This window comes from Aquibaculum sediminis, assembly GCF_040712085.1.
Taxonomy (GTDB): Bacteria; Pseudomonadota; Alphaproteobacteria; order Kiloniellales; family DSM-21159; genus Aquibaculum; species Aquibaculum sediminis.
In genome coordinates this window covers 32,911-46,501 of the sequence record NZ_JBFCVK010000001.1, presented here as the reverse complement: position 1 = coordinate 46,501, position 13,591 = coordinate 32,911, and the positions used below count along the sequence as shown (strand labels likewise).

Annotated in this window: 12 protein-coding genes; 8 read left to right on the top strand and 4 right to left on the bottom strand. The window is 65.8% G+C overall.

Annotation, left to right across the window (positions count from 1 at the left end; translation table 11 throughout):
• The first annotated feature begins 3 nt into the window (after positions 1-3).
• Both ABZ720_RS00225 and ABZ720_RS00220 read left to right on the top strand, forming a co-directional pair.
• Entirely contained in the window at positions 4-720 is a 717-nt protein-coding gene (locus ABZ720_RS00225) for an XdhC family protein (RefSeq protein WP_366552592.1), read from the top strand.
• Positions 717-2,339 (top strand): NTP transferase domain-containing protein, encoded by a 1,623-nt coding sequence (locus ABZ720_RS00220; protein WP_366552590.1) that lies wholly within the window; start codon positions 717-719, stop codon positions 2,337-2,339. The genes ABZ720_RS00225 and ABZ720_RS00220 overlap by 4 nt, the downstream gene beginning before the upstream one ends.
• A gap of 24 nt (positions 2,340-2,363) precedes the next feature.
• Here the strand turns inward: ABZ720_RS00220 and ABZ720_RS00215 are convergent, their stop codons facing one another.
• The 4 genes from ABZ720_RS00215 to ABZ720_RS00200 are packed head-to-tail and all read right to left on the bottom strand — an operon-like array spanning position 2,364 to position 5,209.
• Entirely contained in the window at positions 2,364-3,110 is a 747-nt protein-coding gene (locus ABZ720_RS00215) for a CPBP family intramembrane glutamic endopeptidase (protein ID WP_366552588.1), read from the bottom strand.
• Positions 3,111-3,599, bottom strand: coding sequence for a CinA family protein (locus ABZ720_RS00210; RefSeq protein WP_366552586.1), 489 nt, complete (start codon positions 3,597-3,599; stop codon positions 3,111-3,113).
• A 3-nt stretch (positions 3,600-3,602) separates the two neighbouring features.
• Complete coding sequence (locus ABZ720_RS00205; RefSeq protein ID WP_366552584.1) at positions 3,603-4,061, bottom strand: phosphatidylglycerophosphatase A family protein; 459 nt, start codon at positions 4,059-4,061, stop codon at positions 3,603-3,605.
• Positions 4,058-5,209 carry a bifunctional 2-C-methyl-D-erythritol 4-phosphate cytidylyltransferase/2-C-methyl-D-erythritol 2,4-cyclodiphosphate synthase gene (locus ABZ720_RS00200; RefSeq protein ID WP_366552582.1) on the bottom strand — a complete coding sequence of 384 codons (1,152 nt, stop codon included), beginning with the start codon at positions 5,207-5,209 and terminating at the stop codon, positions 4,058-4,060. Before ABZ720_RS00200 ends, ABZ720_RS00205 begins: the two co-directional genes overlap by 4 nt.
• Positions 5,210-5,292: 83 nt before the next feature.
• On the opposite strand from ABZ720_RS00200, the gene ccsA reads away from it, so the two are divergent.
• The 6 genes from ccsA (at position 5,293) to ntrX (ending at position 13,588) form a co-directional block, all read left to right on the top strand.
• Positions 5,293-6,096 carry a cytochrome c biogenesis protein CcsA gene (gene ccsA / locus ABZ720_RS00195; protein WP_366552580.1) on the top strand — a complete coding sequence of 268 codons (804 nt, stop codon included), beginning with the start codon at positions 5,293-5,295 and terminating at the stop codon, positions 6,094-6,096.
• A gap of 104 nt (positions 6,097-6,200) precedes the next feature.
• Positions 6,201-7,187 (top strand): tRNA dihydrouridine synthase DusB, encoded by a 987-nt coding sequence (gene dusB / locus ABZ720_RS00190; RefSeq protein WP_366552577.1) that lies wholly within the window; start codon positions 6,201-6,203, stop codon positions 7,185-7,187.
• On the top strand, positions 7,187-8,314 hold the full coding sequence (locus ABZ720_RS00185; protein WP_366552575.1) for a two-component system sensor histidine kinase NtrB: 1,128 nt from the start codon (positions 7,187-7,189) through the stop codon (positions 8,312-8,314). Before dusB ends, ABZ720_RS00185 begins: the two co-directional genes overlap by 1 nt.
• 9 nt (positions 8,315-8,323) lie before the next feature.
• Positions 8,324-9,763, top strand: coding sequence for a nitrogen regulation protein NR(I) (gene ntrC, locus ABZ720_RS00180; protein ID WP_366552573.1), 1,440 nt, complete (start codon positions 8,324-8,326; stop codon positions 9,761-9,763).
• Positions 9,764-9,878: 115 nt separating this feature from the next.
• On the top strand, positions 9,879-12,143 hold the full coding sequence (locus ABZ720_RS00175) for a sensor histidine kinase NtrY-like (RefSeq protein ID WP_366552571.1): 2,265 nt from the start codon (positions 9,879-9,881) through the stop codon (positions 12,141-12,143).
• A gap of 62 nt (positions 12,144-12,205) precedes the next feature.
• The gene (gene ntrX, locus ABZ720_RS00170; protein ID WP_366552569.1) at positions 12,206-13,588 is read left to right on the top strand and encodes a nitrogen assimilation response regulator NtrX; all 1,383 of its coding nucleotides are present in this window, start codon (positions 12,206-12,208) and stop codon (positions 13,586-13,588) included.
• The last annotated feature ends 3 nt before the right edge of the window (positions 13,589-13,591 follow it).

Sequence of the window (13,591 nt, the reverse complement as noted above, 5' to 3'; positions counted from 1 at the left end):
CCGGTGAAGCGCGCAGTTCTCGACGACCTGTTGAACGCCCGACGCCGCAAGGCACCCGTGGCGCTCGTCACCGAGATTGAAAGCGGCCGACAGCTTTTGATCGAGGGCGATCGTGTGCAAGGCGATCTGGAGGCCACGCCTGAACTTCGGGAAGCCGCAGCGGAACGGCTGCGACAGGACCGCAGCGGTCTGTTGGAGGATGGGCGCCATTTCGTTCAGGTCTTCCTGCCACCGCTGCGCCTGGCAATTGTCGGGGCGGTGCACATCTCGCAGGCCCTGGTGCCCATGGCACGGCTGGCCGGCTACGCAGTAACCGTGATCGATCCCCGGCGCGCCTGGGCGACCGAAGAGCGTTTTCCGGATGTGGAGATGGTCACCGAGTGGCCGGATGACGCCCTCGAGGTCTTTCGGCCGGATGAGCGCAGTGCGGTGGTGACGCTCACGCACGACCCAAAGCTGGATGATCCGGCGCTCATCAAGGCACTGGTCTCTCCCGCCTTCTACGTCGGCGCGCTCGGCTCGACACGAACCCATGCCCGGCGCCTGGAGCGTCTGCGTGCCGAAGGCCTCGATGACGCAGCGTTTGCTCGCATTCACGGACCGGCCGGACTGGCGATCGGTGCGCGTAGCCCGGCAGAAATCGCGGTGTCGGTGCTGGCGGAGATGACCGCAGCGCTGCGCCGCGCGCCACCGCTGGTGAAAGGGGAGCGTAGGGGATGAGGTTCGAGGAAACGGCCGTTGCCGAAGCCGAGGGCACCATACTGGCGCATTCCCTGCGGCTGGGCTCCCTCAACTTCAAGAAGGGCCGCCGGCTCGACGCCGAGGATATTCGTGCGCTGCAGCAGGCGCGCGTGGAAACGGTCATAGCCGCACGTCTGGAAGAAGAGGATGTCCACGAGGACGCCGCGGCCCAGCGACTGGCCGAGGCCATGGCGGGAACCGGCACCCGAACCTCGGCCGCTTTTACCGGACGATGCAATATCCTGGCGGCGCGGCGCGGCCTGCTGGTCTACGACCGGGCGCGCCTGGATGCCTTCAATCTCGAAGACGAGGCGATCACCCTGGCTGCACTCGCTCCCTTTGAGGTGGTTGAGCCGAAGCAGATGCTGGCCACGGTGAAGATCATCCCCTTTTCTGCGCCCAAGCCGGCGCTGGCGCGTTGCCTGGAGGTGGCAGCAGACCCTGGCAGACTCCTGCGGGTCGCGGCTTTTCAGCGCAAAAAGGTGGCCCTGGTCCAGACCTCGCTTCCGGGGCAGAAGGAAGCACTGCTCGACAAGACTCACGAGGCGATCAAGCAGCGTCTGGCGGCGCTCGGCATTGAATCCCTCAAGGAAAGCCGCTGTGCCCACGACAGCGCTGCTGTGGCGCAGGCGGTGGCACGCAAGGTGGGAGAGGGCGCGGAGCTGGTGCTGGTCTCCGGCGCTTCCGCCATCGTCGACCGCCGCGATGTCGTGCCCAGCGGTATCGTAAAGGCCGGCGGCGAGATCGAGCATTTCGGCATGCCGGTGGATCCGGGCAATCTTATGCTCATGGCGCGGATCGGCGAGGTTCCGGTGCTGGGCCTGCCAGGCTGCGCGCGGTCGCCGAAGCTGAACGGCTTCGACTGGGTGCTGCAGCGGGTGGTGGCCGATGTGCCGGTGCGCCGCGAAGACATCATGCGCATGGGTGCCGGCGGGCTGCTCAAGGAAAGCGGCGCCCGACCCTTGCCCCGTGCCGAAGCCGTGGAGGACAGAAGTGCCCCACGCGCGCCGCGTATCGCCACCATCGTGCTCGCGGCCGGACGCTCAAGTCGGATGGGCGAGCGCAACAAACTACTGGAGGAGATCGAGGGCTCTCCTCTGGTGCTCCACGCCGTGCGCGCGGCCAAGGCCTCCCAGGCTGATTCGGTGCTGGTCGTGACCGGCCATGAGCATGAAGCGGTGGAGAGCGTGCTGGCGCCCGAGAAGGTCCGCACGATACACAATCCGGACTATGCCCACGGCCTCAGCACCTCCCTGCACCGCGGTCTGGCGGCACTGCCTGACGATTGCGACGGCGCTGTCGTCCTGTTGGGTGATATGCCGAAGGTCACTGCCGAGGTGATCGACCGATTGATCGCCGCCTTCTCGCCGGTGGAAGGCCGCTCGATCTGTCTGCCCATGCGCCAGGGACGCCGCGGCAATCCGGTGCTTTTCGCCCGGCGCTACTTTGCGGAGGTCATGGAGATCTCCGGTGACCTGGGAGCCCGTCCGCTGCTTGGCAACTACCCGGACCAGGTCGCGGAAGTGCCGATGCCGGACGACGCCGTCCTCACGGATGTGGACACGCCGGAACAGCTGGACGCGCTGCGCGGCGGTTGAGCGGTTCTTTGAGCCGTGCCAGGATCACTCTGCGAAAGCGCCGGCCTGCAGGGCGAGATAGAGCAGCGTGGTCATGATGGCATTGAAGGCCGCGTGCATGGCGATGGACGGCCAGAGCGATCCGCTGCGCTCGTAGAGCCAGGCCAGAAGCCCGCCGACCACCAGAAGTGCTGGGATGAGGCTGGGTATGCCGTGCATCGAGGCAAAGACCAGAGCGGATACCGCCATGGCCGCCTGCGGTCCGAAGCGTTCACGCAGCCACCCCTGCAAGAGACCGCGGAACGCCAACTCCTCGACGAGGGGCACCAACCCGGCTGCCAACACCAGCATGACCAGATAGTTGGACAGTGAAATGGCGACCGGGGACAAGAGTTCGATCTGTGGGTTGTCGATCGGCTGATCCAGAATCCTTTGGACCGTGAGATTGACCAGTCCCACCAGGGGCACCGCCACCAGTGCAAGCAGGACACCGCGCGTCAGCCAGCCGGGAGGCGGTGCCACCAATCCCAGATCCTGCCAGGTCAGGCCGCGCATGCGGATGACCACCAGATACAGCGCCGCCAGCGTCATGCCCGACTGGGCCAGAATGGAGAGCAACAGCGGCAGCAGGCCGGAACGAAGCGCGTCACCGGAGAGGGGATCGGGCGCGGCTATGCCGCCCAGCAAGGGCAGCAGCAGACGCAGGCCTCCAAGCACAACGATCACGACCAGCAGGAGGTCGGTAACACCAATAACAGTCAGACGCGCACTCGGCGGAGGGGGTAGGGACACTTAAGCAAGCCCCGCATTCAACAGTTCCAGGGCCACCTCGACGCTTGCCAGGCGGATGGCGGTTCGGTCGCCGGAGAAGTGCTCCTGCCGGTGGAGAAGCAGTCCGCCGCGACCTGCAAGGCCGAAGTGCACAAGCCCGACCGGCTTGGCCGCAGTTGCGCCGGTGGGCCCGGCGATACCGGTGATCGAAATGGCAAAGTCCGCTGGTGAGCGATCCAGGGCGCCACTGGCCATGGCCTCCGCGACCTCCCGGCTGACTGCTCCGTGTTCGCGGAGCAGTGCCTCGGGAACGCCCACCATCTCCTGTTTGGCGTCATTGGAATAGGTGACAAAGCCGCGGTCGAAGACATCCGAGGTTCCGGGAACGGTGGTGAGCAGCCCGGCCAGCAAACCACCGGTGCAGGATTCAACAGTGGTTATCTGCTGTCCGCGCTGCCGGAGCTCTTCAACCAACTTCTCTGTTATGTCCAGTAACTCGTGTGAATACATGAATTATATCTCCAGGTACGGCCAAAAAACCCCGATTAGCACTGCGGCATAGAGGCCTGCGAGCAGATCGTCGGCCATGACGCCCAACCCGCCGGGCAGGCGCCGGTCGGCCCAGCTTACCGGCCAGGGCTTGAGAATGTCGAACAGCCGGAAGGCAAGAAAGGCCACCAGCCAGGCCCAGGGGTCGAAGGGGAGCACGACCAGGGGCATCCACTGACCGGCCACCTCGTCGATCACCACTTCACCCGGGTCCTCCCGCTGTGTGGTGCGGATGTAGACTTCACTGGACCACCAGCCAGCCGCTGCGATCGCCAAGGTGGCCAGTGCGAGGAGCCAGGGCCCGCCAAGCCAGACCAGGGCTGCTGCCGGGGGAAGTGCAGCAAGCGAGCCCCAGGTTCCGGCGGGGCCGGGCAGGCGGCCGCTGCCGAACCAGGTGGCGAGCAGAAAAGCCAACTGCTTCATAGCGGCAGGACTACACTGGCAATCGCTTGGGCTGCGATGCCTTCGCGGCGGCCCGTAAAGCCCAAGCCCTCGGTCGTGGTGGCCTTGATGCTGATGCGATCCAGCGACAGCCCCAGGATTTCGCCGAGCCGGGCGCGCATGGCCTCGCGATAGGGGCCGATCTTGGGACGCTCGCAGATCAGCGTCACGTCCACGTGCCGGAGTTGGCCGCCGCACTCGTGCAGCAGTGCCAGGGCATGACCCAGGAAGCTGTCCGAGGCGGCCCCGCTCCATTGCGGATCGGAGGGAGGGAAGTGCTGGCCGATGTCGCCAGCGGCGATGCTTGCCAAAAGCGCATCGGTGAGTGCGTGAAGTCCGACATCCGCATCAGAGTGTCCGACGAGGCCTTGTGTATGGGGCACGGCCACGCCGCAAAGCATGACATGATCGCCGGGGCCAAAGCGGTGGACGTCGAATCCCATGCCGCTGCGGCTTTCCCACTGCTGTCCGAGCATCTGTTCCGCACGGTGCAGGTCCTCGCGGGTCGTCACCTTGAAGTTCTCCTCGCTGCCCTCGACCCAAGCCACCGCGAGCCCATTCGCTTCCGCAACCGCGGCATCGTCGGTCAGGTTGCTTGTCCGCGCCGCTCGGTGGGCGGCAAGTATGGGCGCGAAGCGGAAGGCCTGGGGCGTCTGCACCCGTAGCAGCGATTCGCGGTCGGGCCCGCCGATCAGGAACGAATCTTGGCGTTGCTTGAGGGTGTCGACCACCGGCAGGGCTGGCACTGCGCCGCTGTGGCTTTCGAGCGCGAACAGGACCCGGTCGATCAGCGCAGTGGCGGGGAAGGGACGGGCGCCGTCATGGATCAGAACCTGGTCGGGCGCGTGTTCTGTGAGGCTCTCCAGGCCCAGTCGGACCGAGTCCTGCCGCGTGGCACCCCCCTCTACAGGCTCCAGCATTCGCAGGCCGGCAGCGGCGGCCTCATAGGCCGCACGATCCTCGCTATGAATCACCGCGCGCACCGCATCCACTGCGGGGTGGGCACAGAGCCGTTCGAGGCAGTGCCGTAGCAAGGGTGATCTCCCCAGGCGTGCATACTGTTTCGGCGCAACACTCCCAAAGCGGCTGCCGCGCCCGGCTGCAACCACCAATGCCACAGTCTGTTTCATGCCATCCTTCGAGTCAGCCGCGTCGTGCGCCGGCGACAGTAGTGTGCCCTGTCGTGCCGGCCAAGAGGTGCTATAAGTGCGGCATGCTCGACAAGCCGCTGTTGTCTCTGTTTGCCCTTGCCGCCCTGGCGCCGGCTGCAGCGCTGCTGCCCTGGCGCCCGACCCCGCGGCGCGACAGCCTTTTCTGGGCCGTTCTCGGGCTGGCCGTGGCCGGGTCCGCTCTTTTTGCCGTGCGGGCCTTCGTCGGTGCCTGGGACAGCAGCCTGGGACTGGCGCTGTGGTTGTCGATCACGACCACGCTGCTCTTCTTCGCGCTGCTCTGCCTGCTGTCGCGCGAGGCCTGGCGGCTCGGCTCCCTACTGCTGCCTTATCTGCTGCTGCTGGGTCTCCTGGCCACGGCCACGGCAGGCTGGGAAGGCCAGGTCCGGGTGGTCGGCCTGCCGGAAGGCTGGCTGCTGCTGCACATCAGCGCCGCCGTGGCCACCTACGCCCTCGCGACCCTGGCCGCCGTCGCCGGTGCGGCGGTTTTCCTGCAGGAGCGGCGCCTGAAGCAAAAGCAGGTCGGCGTTTTCAGCGCCCGCCTGCCGTCCATTGCCGAGGGGGAGAGGCTGCAGTTTCGTCTTTTGCTGGCGGCGGAAGTGGTGCTGGGTGCCGACCTTCTGACCGGATGGGCCTTGCGATACTTCGCGTCGACGCCGGCTCTGGCGATCGATCACAAAACCCTGCTTTCGGTGCTGGCCTTCCTGTTGATCCTGATCCTCTTGTGGCTGCAGGCGCGCAGCGGGTTGCGGGGGCGCAGGGCCGGGCGCGTCGTTCTGCTGGCCTACCTGCTCCTTACTCTGGCCTACCCTGGCGTTAAATTCGTCACCGACGTGCTGCTCGGTTAGCACACGCCCGTTTCCTGCGAGGGCATGCTGGACACTGTACAGGCCGCCCGCGCCGGCTTATGAAACCGCCTATTCTTTGTGCAGAGACGGGCTTTGGCGCGAATATGAGCATATCATTGGGATCGGTGACGCTTGAAGATCCGGTGATCCTGGCACCCATGTCGGGCGTGACCGACTTGCCCTTCCGCAGGTTGGTCAAACGCGCCGGGGCTGGGTTGGTGGTCTCCGAGATGATCGCCAGTGAGGCCATGATTCGCGCCACCAAGCGCTCAATGAAGATGACCAGCAACTGCGCTGAAGAGTTCCCCATGGCGGTGCAGCTTGCCGGCTGCGAGCCGGAAGTCATGGCCGAGGCGGCGCGTCTCAACGCCGACCGGGGTGCGGCCATCATCGACATCAATTTTGGCTGCCCGGTGAAGAAGGTGGTGAACAAGCAGGCCGGCTCCGCGATGATGCGCGACGAGGCGCTGGCCGGCCGCATCCTGGAGGCCGTGGTGCGCGCGGTGTCCCTGCCCGTGACCTTGAAGATGCGGCTTGGCTGGGATGATGCCAATCGCAACGCACCCTCCTTGGCGCGCATTGCCGAGCAGGCTGGTATCCAGATGATCACGGTTCACGGCCGCACCCGCTGCCAGCTGTATGGCGGCTCGGCCGACTGGGATGCAGTGGCCGCTGTCCGCGCGGCGACCTCTTTGCCCCTGGTGGTTAATGGCGACATCGGCGACGGGCCGGGCGCCGTCGAAGCCTTGCGGCGCTCCGGCGCCGACGGCGTGATGATCGGGCGGGCTGCTTGCGGTCGGCCGTGGTTGCTGCGCCAGGTGATCGACTACCTTCGCCAGGAGCAGAGTTCGCCCGAACCAACGCCGACGGAGCGCGGTCACCTGGTTCTCGAACACTATGACGCGATGCTCTCGCACTACGGCGAAGCCAGTGGTGTGCGCATGGCGCGCAAGCATCTGAGCTGGTACGCGCAGGGACTGCGCGGTGCCAATGACTTCCGTGTTGCCGTCAACCGGGAGCCCGATCCCGCCAAGGTGCGTCAGGCGATCAGTCAGCTCTTCATGCAAGAGGCGGAGGCGCTGGCAGCCTGATGGGCCCGCAACAGAGCAATTCGATACGCGAAGGTGTGTCCCCAGTACAGGACACTGCGGCCGATCTACCCGACGCCGCCGCCGTGCTCTCCGCACTGGGCAAACCCGTCTTCCTGCTCGACGCTAAGAACAGCTTTCTCTACGCCAATCTCGCCGCCGAACAGTTTCTCGGCGTGTCGAGCGCTGTCCTGCGCACGCGCAGCCTGGGGTATTTTCTCCCGGATGACAGCCCGCTCTGCGCCCTGATCGACCAAGTGCGCCGGGCCGGCTATAGCGTGTTTGAGTTCGACGTCACCCTCGAAAGCCCGCGCATCGGCTTGCATGTGGTGTCAGCCGAAGTCACGCCGCTGCCCGAGCGGCCGGATTGCATCGTGGTGGCCCTGGAAGAGCGCACCATGGCCCGGCGCATGGAGCACCAGCAGGTCCACCGCAACGCGGCGCGCTCCATCACCGCTGTGGCGGCCATGCTGGCGCATGAGGTGAAGAACCCCTTGTCCGGCATTCGTGGTGCTGCCCAGCTGCTCGAACTGTCGGCGGATGACTCTGAACGCACGCTGACGCGCCTCATCTGCGAGGAGACCGACCGCATCGTGGCGTTGGTCGGCCGCATGGAAACCTTCTCCGATAACCGCCCCGTGGAGCGCACGGCGGTCAACATCCATGAAGTGCTCGGCCGGGTGCGCCGGATCGTGGAACACGGTGCCGGGCGGCATGTGCGCTTCATTGAGGACTATGACCCTTCGCTGCCACCGGTGTATGGCAATCGCGATCTGCTGATTCAGGCGATTCTCAATCTCGTCAAGAATGCTGCCGAAGCGACGGCCGAAACCGCGAACGCCGAGATCAAACTGTCGACCCGCTACCAGCAGGGTGTGCGCCTGGCGGTACCCGGCGCCGCCAGCCGGATCGACCTGCCGCTGGTGGTCAGCATCAGGGACAACGGCCCGGGTATTTCCGAAAGCCTGCAATCGCACCTGTTCGAGCCATTCATCGGCAATAAGGCACAGGGCAAGGGTCTGGGGCTGGCGCTGGTCGCGAAAATTGTCGACGACCACGGGGGCGTCATCGAGTTCGAGAGCGAGCCGCGGCGCACGCTCTTCAACTTGATGCTGCCCAAGGCTGAGTGAGGGGGAGGGATGAGCAAGGGCACCATTCTGGTCGCCGACGACGATCGGGCCATCCGCACCGTGCTGTCCCAGGCGCTTGGGCGGGAAGACTATCTGGTGCGCGCTACGGGAAACGCAGCCACGCTCTGGCAGTGGGTGCAGGAAGGCGAGGGCGATCTGGTGATCACCGACGTGGTGATGCCGGATGAAAGTGGGCTGGACCTCATTCCGCGCATCAAGCGGCTGCGCCCGCGCCTGCGCATCCTGGTGATGAGTGCGCAGAACACCTTGCTCACCGCCGTGAAGGCCACGGAGCGCGGCGCCTTCGAGTATCTGCCCAAACCCTTCGACCTGCGAGAGCTGCTGCAGGTGGTGGAACGCGCGCTGTCGGACGGCCAGGAACAGGCGGACGGCCAGGACGCGGCAGCCGATGAGGAGCAGCTGCCGCTTATCGGCCGCTCTCCGGCCATGCAGGATGTCTATCGCGTCCTGGCGCGACTGATGACCACCGATCTCACCACCATCGTTCACGGCGAGTCCGGCACCGGCAAGGAACTGGTGGCCCGGGCGCTGCACGACTACGGCAAGCGCCGGCACGGGCCCTTTGTTGCGCTGAACATGGCGGCGATCCCGCGGGAACTGATCGAAAGCGAGCTGTTTGGCCACGAACGCGGCGCTTTTACGGGCGCCGGCCAGCGCTACGCCGGACGCTTCGAGCAGGCCGCCGGCGGCACGCTCTTCCTGGACGAGATTGGCGACATGCCACTGGAAGCGCAGACCCGACTGCTGCGCGTGCTGCAGGAAGGCGAGTTTACCACCGTGGGCGGGCGGGCACCGATCCGCGCCGATGTGCGCATCGTGGCGGCCACGCACAGGGATCTGCGCCAGATGGTGCGCAGCGGCCAGTTCCGCGAGGATCTCTACTATCGCCTGAACGTGGTGCCGGTGCGCCTGCCGCCGCTGCGCGAACGCGCGGAGGACGTGCCGGAACTGGTGCGGCACTTCCTAAACGAGATTCAGCGGGAAGGCCTGCCGTCGAAGCAGCTCGATGGCGCGGCACTGGACCATCTGAAGCGCTACCGCTGGCCCGGCAATGTGCGGGAGCTCGAGAATCTGGTTCGCAGGCTCGGCGCGCTCTACAGCCAGGAGGTGATTGGCGTCGACATCGTCCGCGCCGAACTGAGCGAAGCGGCTGAGGAGCCGCGGGAGACCGCTGCAGGCGACGGGTCGCTGGGCCAGACCGTGGAACGCTTGTTGACCGAGTACTTCGAGGCGCACGCCGGCGGCCTGCCTGCGCGCGGGCTCTACGACCGGGTGCTGCGCGAGGTGGAGAAGCCCTTGCTGGAGCTTACGCTGGCCGCGACCCAGGGCAATCAGCTCAAGGCTGCCGACGTTCTCGGCCTCAACCGCAACACCCTGCGCAAGAAGATCCGCGAACTCGGTATCGAGGTGGTTCGCGGCGTAAAATAGGCGTGGCCGTTCTGCCACAGGCTGGCATAGTGCGAACTGTTGCGAAGGCCCCGGTGAGGGGGCGTTCGAGGAAGCCGAGAAGCGCGAGCCCGTTGTTGTTCCTGGTGATTGACCCATGAGCGCGCTGCAGAGCAGCTCCAGTCTCCGTCCCTCCCGCTGGGAGCGGCTGGGCCGTCCGCTGGCGATCGTGCTGCTGCTCGCGGCCATGGTGACGGGTGGGGCGACGTTCCTGGCCATGACCGGTCGCCTGCCCTGGGCGCAGGAGCCGCGCGGTATTTTCGCACTGCTGGTGCTCGACCTGATCCTGCTCGTCTGCTTCGGGGCGCTGATCACGCGGCGCCTGCTGCGGCTCTGGGCCGAACGTCGTCGCGACGCAGCTGGAGCTAGGCTGCACACCCGGCTGGTCGGCCTCTTCGCACTGGTGTCGGTGCTGCCCAGCTTCTTCATCGCCCTGCTCGCCGTGCTGCTGTTCGATTTCGGCCTGCAGTCCTGGTTCAGCGATCGCGTCAGCACGGCGATCAAGGAATCGCTGGCTGTGGCCGAAGCCTACGAGCAGGAACATCGCCGGACCATCAACGCGGACATTCTCGCAGTGGCCAATGGCGTGAGCCGCTCGGGACGCCTGGTCACCGTCGACCCGAACCAGTTTGCCCGGGTGCTGGGCAATCAGGCGGCGCTGCGCGGGCTGACGGAAGCGGTGGTATTCCAGCGTTCCGGTCGGGTCATTGCCCGCGTCGGCCTTGGGTCTCTGCTCGACGTCCGCCCGGACCTGCCGGAAGCTGCTCTCGACCGGGCTGAGCGGGGAAGTGTCGTCGTCTTATCAGGAGATTATGGCGATCGGCTGAAAGCTTTGGTGAAGCTTGATATCTATGTCGACACCTACCTGCTCGTGGGTCGGGTCATCGATCCACGCGTCGTCGGCCACATGGAGCGGACTTCGGCGGCCGTCCAGGTCTATGAAGAGATCGAGGGAGAGCGCACGGGGCTCATCATCACCTTCGCCCTGATCTTCTTCCTGATCGCTGTACTGCTATTGCTCGCCGCCTCCTGGGTTGGTCTTGCCTTCGCCGACCGGCTGAGCCAGCCCATCGCAAGACTGGTGACCGCGGCCGAGCGCGTGGGGGCGGGCGATCTGCATGTGCGCGTGCACGGCATCGACCCCGGCGACGAGATCGGCACCTTGGGCCTGACCTTCAATCGGATGACCAGCGACCTGGAGCGCCAGCAGGATGAGCTTCTGGAAGCCAATCGGCAGATCGAGGCGCGGCGGCGCTTCATCGAAACGGTGCTTGCCGGTGTTTCCGCCGGCGTCATCGGCCTCAATGAAGAACGCCGGGTCACCCTGGTCAACCGCTCCGCCTGCGAGCTTTTGTCTCTTGAAGAAGGCCAACTCAAGGGGCGGCGGATTGGCAACCTCTCGCGCGACCTGCGCGACCTACTGGACACGGCCGAGCGGCGCCCCGGTCGCGCGCATGAGCGCCAGATCACGCTTTCACGGCGCGATGGCTACAATCGCACCTTCCTGGTGCGGGTGCTGGCGGAAGTGGGCGAGGGCGGATTGCTCGGTTTCGTTCTGACGTTCGATGACGTCACGGAACTGCTGTCCGCGCAGCGCAAGGCGGCCTGGGCCGACGTGGCGCGGCGCATCGCTCATGAAATCAAGAACCCGCTCACCCCCATTCAGCTCTCCGCCGAACGCCTGAAACGGCGCTATTTGAAACAGCTCGAGAGCGACCGCGAGGTTTTCGAGGCCTGCACGGATACCATCGTGCGCCAGGTCGGCGATATCGGGCGCATGGTCGATGAATTCTCATCCTTCGCCCGGATGCCCACCCCCGTGATGGCGCGCCAGGATCTGGGCCATCTCGTGGCGCAGTCGGTAGAACTGCAAGCGGGAGCGGCCCGCCAAGGCATCCGCTTCGAGTACGAACCGCCTGCTGCACCTATCTACCTCCAGGTGGATTCCGGTCAGATCCGGCAGGCGCTTACCAATCTTCTGCAGAACGCCGCCGATTCCGTAGAATCCCGCCAGCACATCCAGGAGCAGAACGGAGAAACGCCCGACCCGGGGCTTGTGGAAGTTCGGCTGCACAGCCTCCCCGAAGGCGTCGAAGTGGAAATCGAGGACAACGGTCGTGGGCTGCCGGCGCAGGAGCGCGAGCGGCTAACCGAGCCCTATATGACCACGCGGGAGAAGGGCACGGGGCTGGGACTGGCCATTGTGAAAAAGATCATGGAGGATCACGGAGGCACCTTGGCGCTCAGCGACCGTCACGAGGGCAAGGGTGCGCGAGTGGTCCTGCAGTTTCTCAGGACGCCGGGTGCTGAGGAGGCTGATGAGTCCGAAACCGCCGCGGGTCAACGGCAGGCAACAGGTTGAGGGACTGACCGGGATGGCCGCCTTTCAATTGCGGGATCCGGGATTCGAATGAGCAGGGTGAAATGGCGCACGACATACTGATCGTTGACGATGAAGCGGATATTCGCCTGTTGATCTCCGGCGTCCTGGAGGATGAGGGGCACGCCACGCGCGGCGCGGCCAATGCCGATGAAGCCCTGGATGGCTTGCGCGATCGCAGGCCTCATCTCGTGATCCTGGATATCTGGCTGCAGAATTCCCGCATGGACGGCTTGGAAATCCTGCAACGCATCAAGCGCGACCATGCCGGCGTCCCCGTGGTCATGATTTCGGGCCACGGCAACATTGAAACCGCGGTCAAGGCGATCAAGCTCGGCGCTTACGACTTCATCGAGAAGCCCTTCAAGGCCGATCGCCTGCTCCTGGTGGTGGAGCGTGCCATCGAGGCGGCGCGGCTGCGGGCTGAGAACGAGGAACTGCGCCTGCGGGTGGCGCCTGAGACCGACCTCCTGGGGCAGAGCGCGGCGGTCACGCATCTGCGCCAGGCCGTCACGAAGGTGGCGCCGACCGGCAGCCGCGTGCTGATCACCGGTGCAGCCGGCACCGGCAAGGAGGTGGTTGCGCGCCTGATCCATCAGAACTCACGCCGCAGCAGCGGTCCCTTCATGGCGCTCAACTGTGCCACCTTGCATCCGGACCGTCTTGAAAGCGAACTCTTCGGCGTCGAGCAGGGCGGTGAGCAGGGACGCGTGGCCAAGATCGGGACGTTCGAGCGGGCCCATGGTGGCACGCTGCTCCTGGATGAAGTCGCGGACATGCCGCTCGAGACCCAGGGCAAGATCGTGCGCGTTTTGCAGGACCAGAGCTTCACGCGCGTCGGCGGCGCGCGGCGCGTGGAGGTCGACGTGCGGGTAGTGGCTTCGACCAATCGCGATCTGGCCAGCCTGATCGAGGAAGGGCGTTTCCGCGAAGATCTCTTCTACCGCTTGAATGTCGTGCCCATCCGCGTGCCTGCCTTGCGAGAGCGCCGCGAGGATATCCCGGACCTTGTCGCGCACTTCATGCAGCGCGCGGCGAACAACGCAGGCATGCCGTCGCGCAAGCTGGGGGAGGATGCCCTGGTGGGGCTGCAGAGCTACGACTGGCCAGGGAATGTCCGTCAGTTGCGCAACGTGGTCGACTGGCTGTTGATCATGGCGCCCGGCGGGCCCGGGGATCCGATCGGCGCGGACATGCTCCCGCCGGAAATCACCTCGCAGACGCCGGCGCTCAGCGGCAATGGTGCCGCCGACCTTCTGGCGCTGCCGCTACGCCAGGCTCGCGAGCGCTTCGAAAAGCAGTACCTCGACGCCCAGGTCAACCGCTTCGGCGGCAACATCTCGCGCACGGCAGCGTTCGTTGGAATGGAGCGCTCCGCGCTGCATCGCAAACTGCGCCTGCTGGGCATCTCGACCTCGGAACGGTAGGGC

Bases quoted from the DNA above. Each gene is read 5' to 3' on its own strand.
- ABZ720_RS00220 (WP_366552590.1), top strand. From the start codon at position 717: ATGAGGTTCGAGGAAACGGCCGTTGCCGAAGCCGAGGGCACCATACTG.
- ABZ720_RS00210 (WP_366552586.1), bottom strand. From the start codon at position 3,599: ATGTATTCACACGAGTTACTGGACATAACAGAGAAGTTGGTTGAAGAG.
- ABZ720_RS00205 (WP_366552584.1), bottom strand. From the start codon at position 4,061: ATGAAGCAGTTGGCTTTTCTGCTCGCCACCTGGTTCGGCAGCGGCCGC.
- ABZ720_RS00200 (WP_366552582.1), bottom strand. From the start codon at position 5,209: ATGAAACAGACTGTGGCATTGGTGGTTGCAGCCGGGCGCGGCAGCCGC.
- ccsA (WP_366552580.1), top strand. From the start codon at position 5,293: ATGCTCGACAAGCCGCTGTTGTCTCTGTTTGCCCTTGCCGCCCTGGCG.
- dusB (WP_366552577.1), top strand. From the start codon at position 6,201: ATGAGCATATCATTGGGATCGGTGACGCTTGAAGATCCGGTGATCCTG.
- ABZ720_RS00185 (WP_366552575.1), top strand. From the start codon at position 7,187: ATGGGCCCGCAACAGAGCAATTCGATACGCGAAGGTGTGTCCCCAGTA.
- ntrC (WP_366552573.1), top strand. From the start codon at position 8,324: ATGAGCAAGGGCACCATTCTGGTCGCCGACGACGATCGGGCCATCCGC.
- ABZ720_RS00175 (WP_366552571.1), top strand. From the start codon at position 9,879: ATGAGCGCGCTGCAGAGCAGCTCCAGTCTCCGTCCCTCCCGCTGGGAG.
- ntrX (WP_366552569.1), top strand. From the start codon at position 12,206: ATGGCGCACGACATACTGATCGTTGACGATGAAGCGGATATTCGCCTG.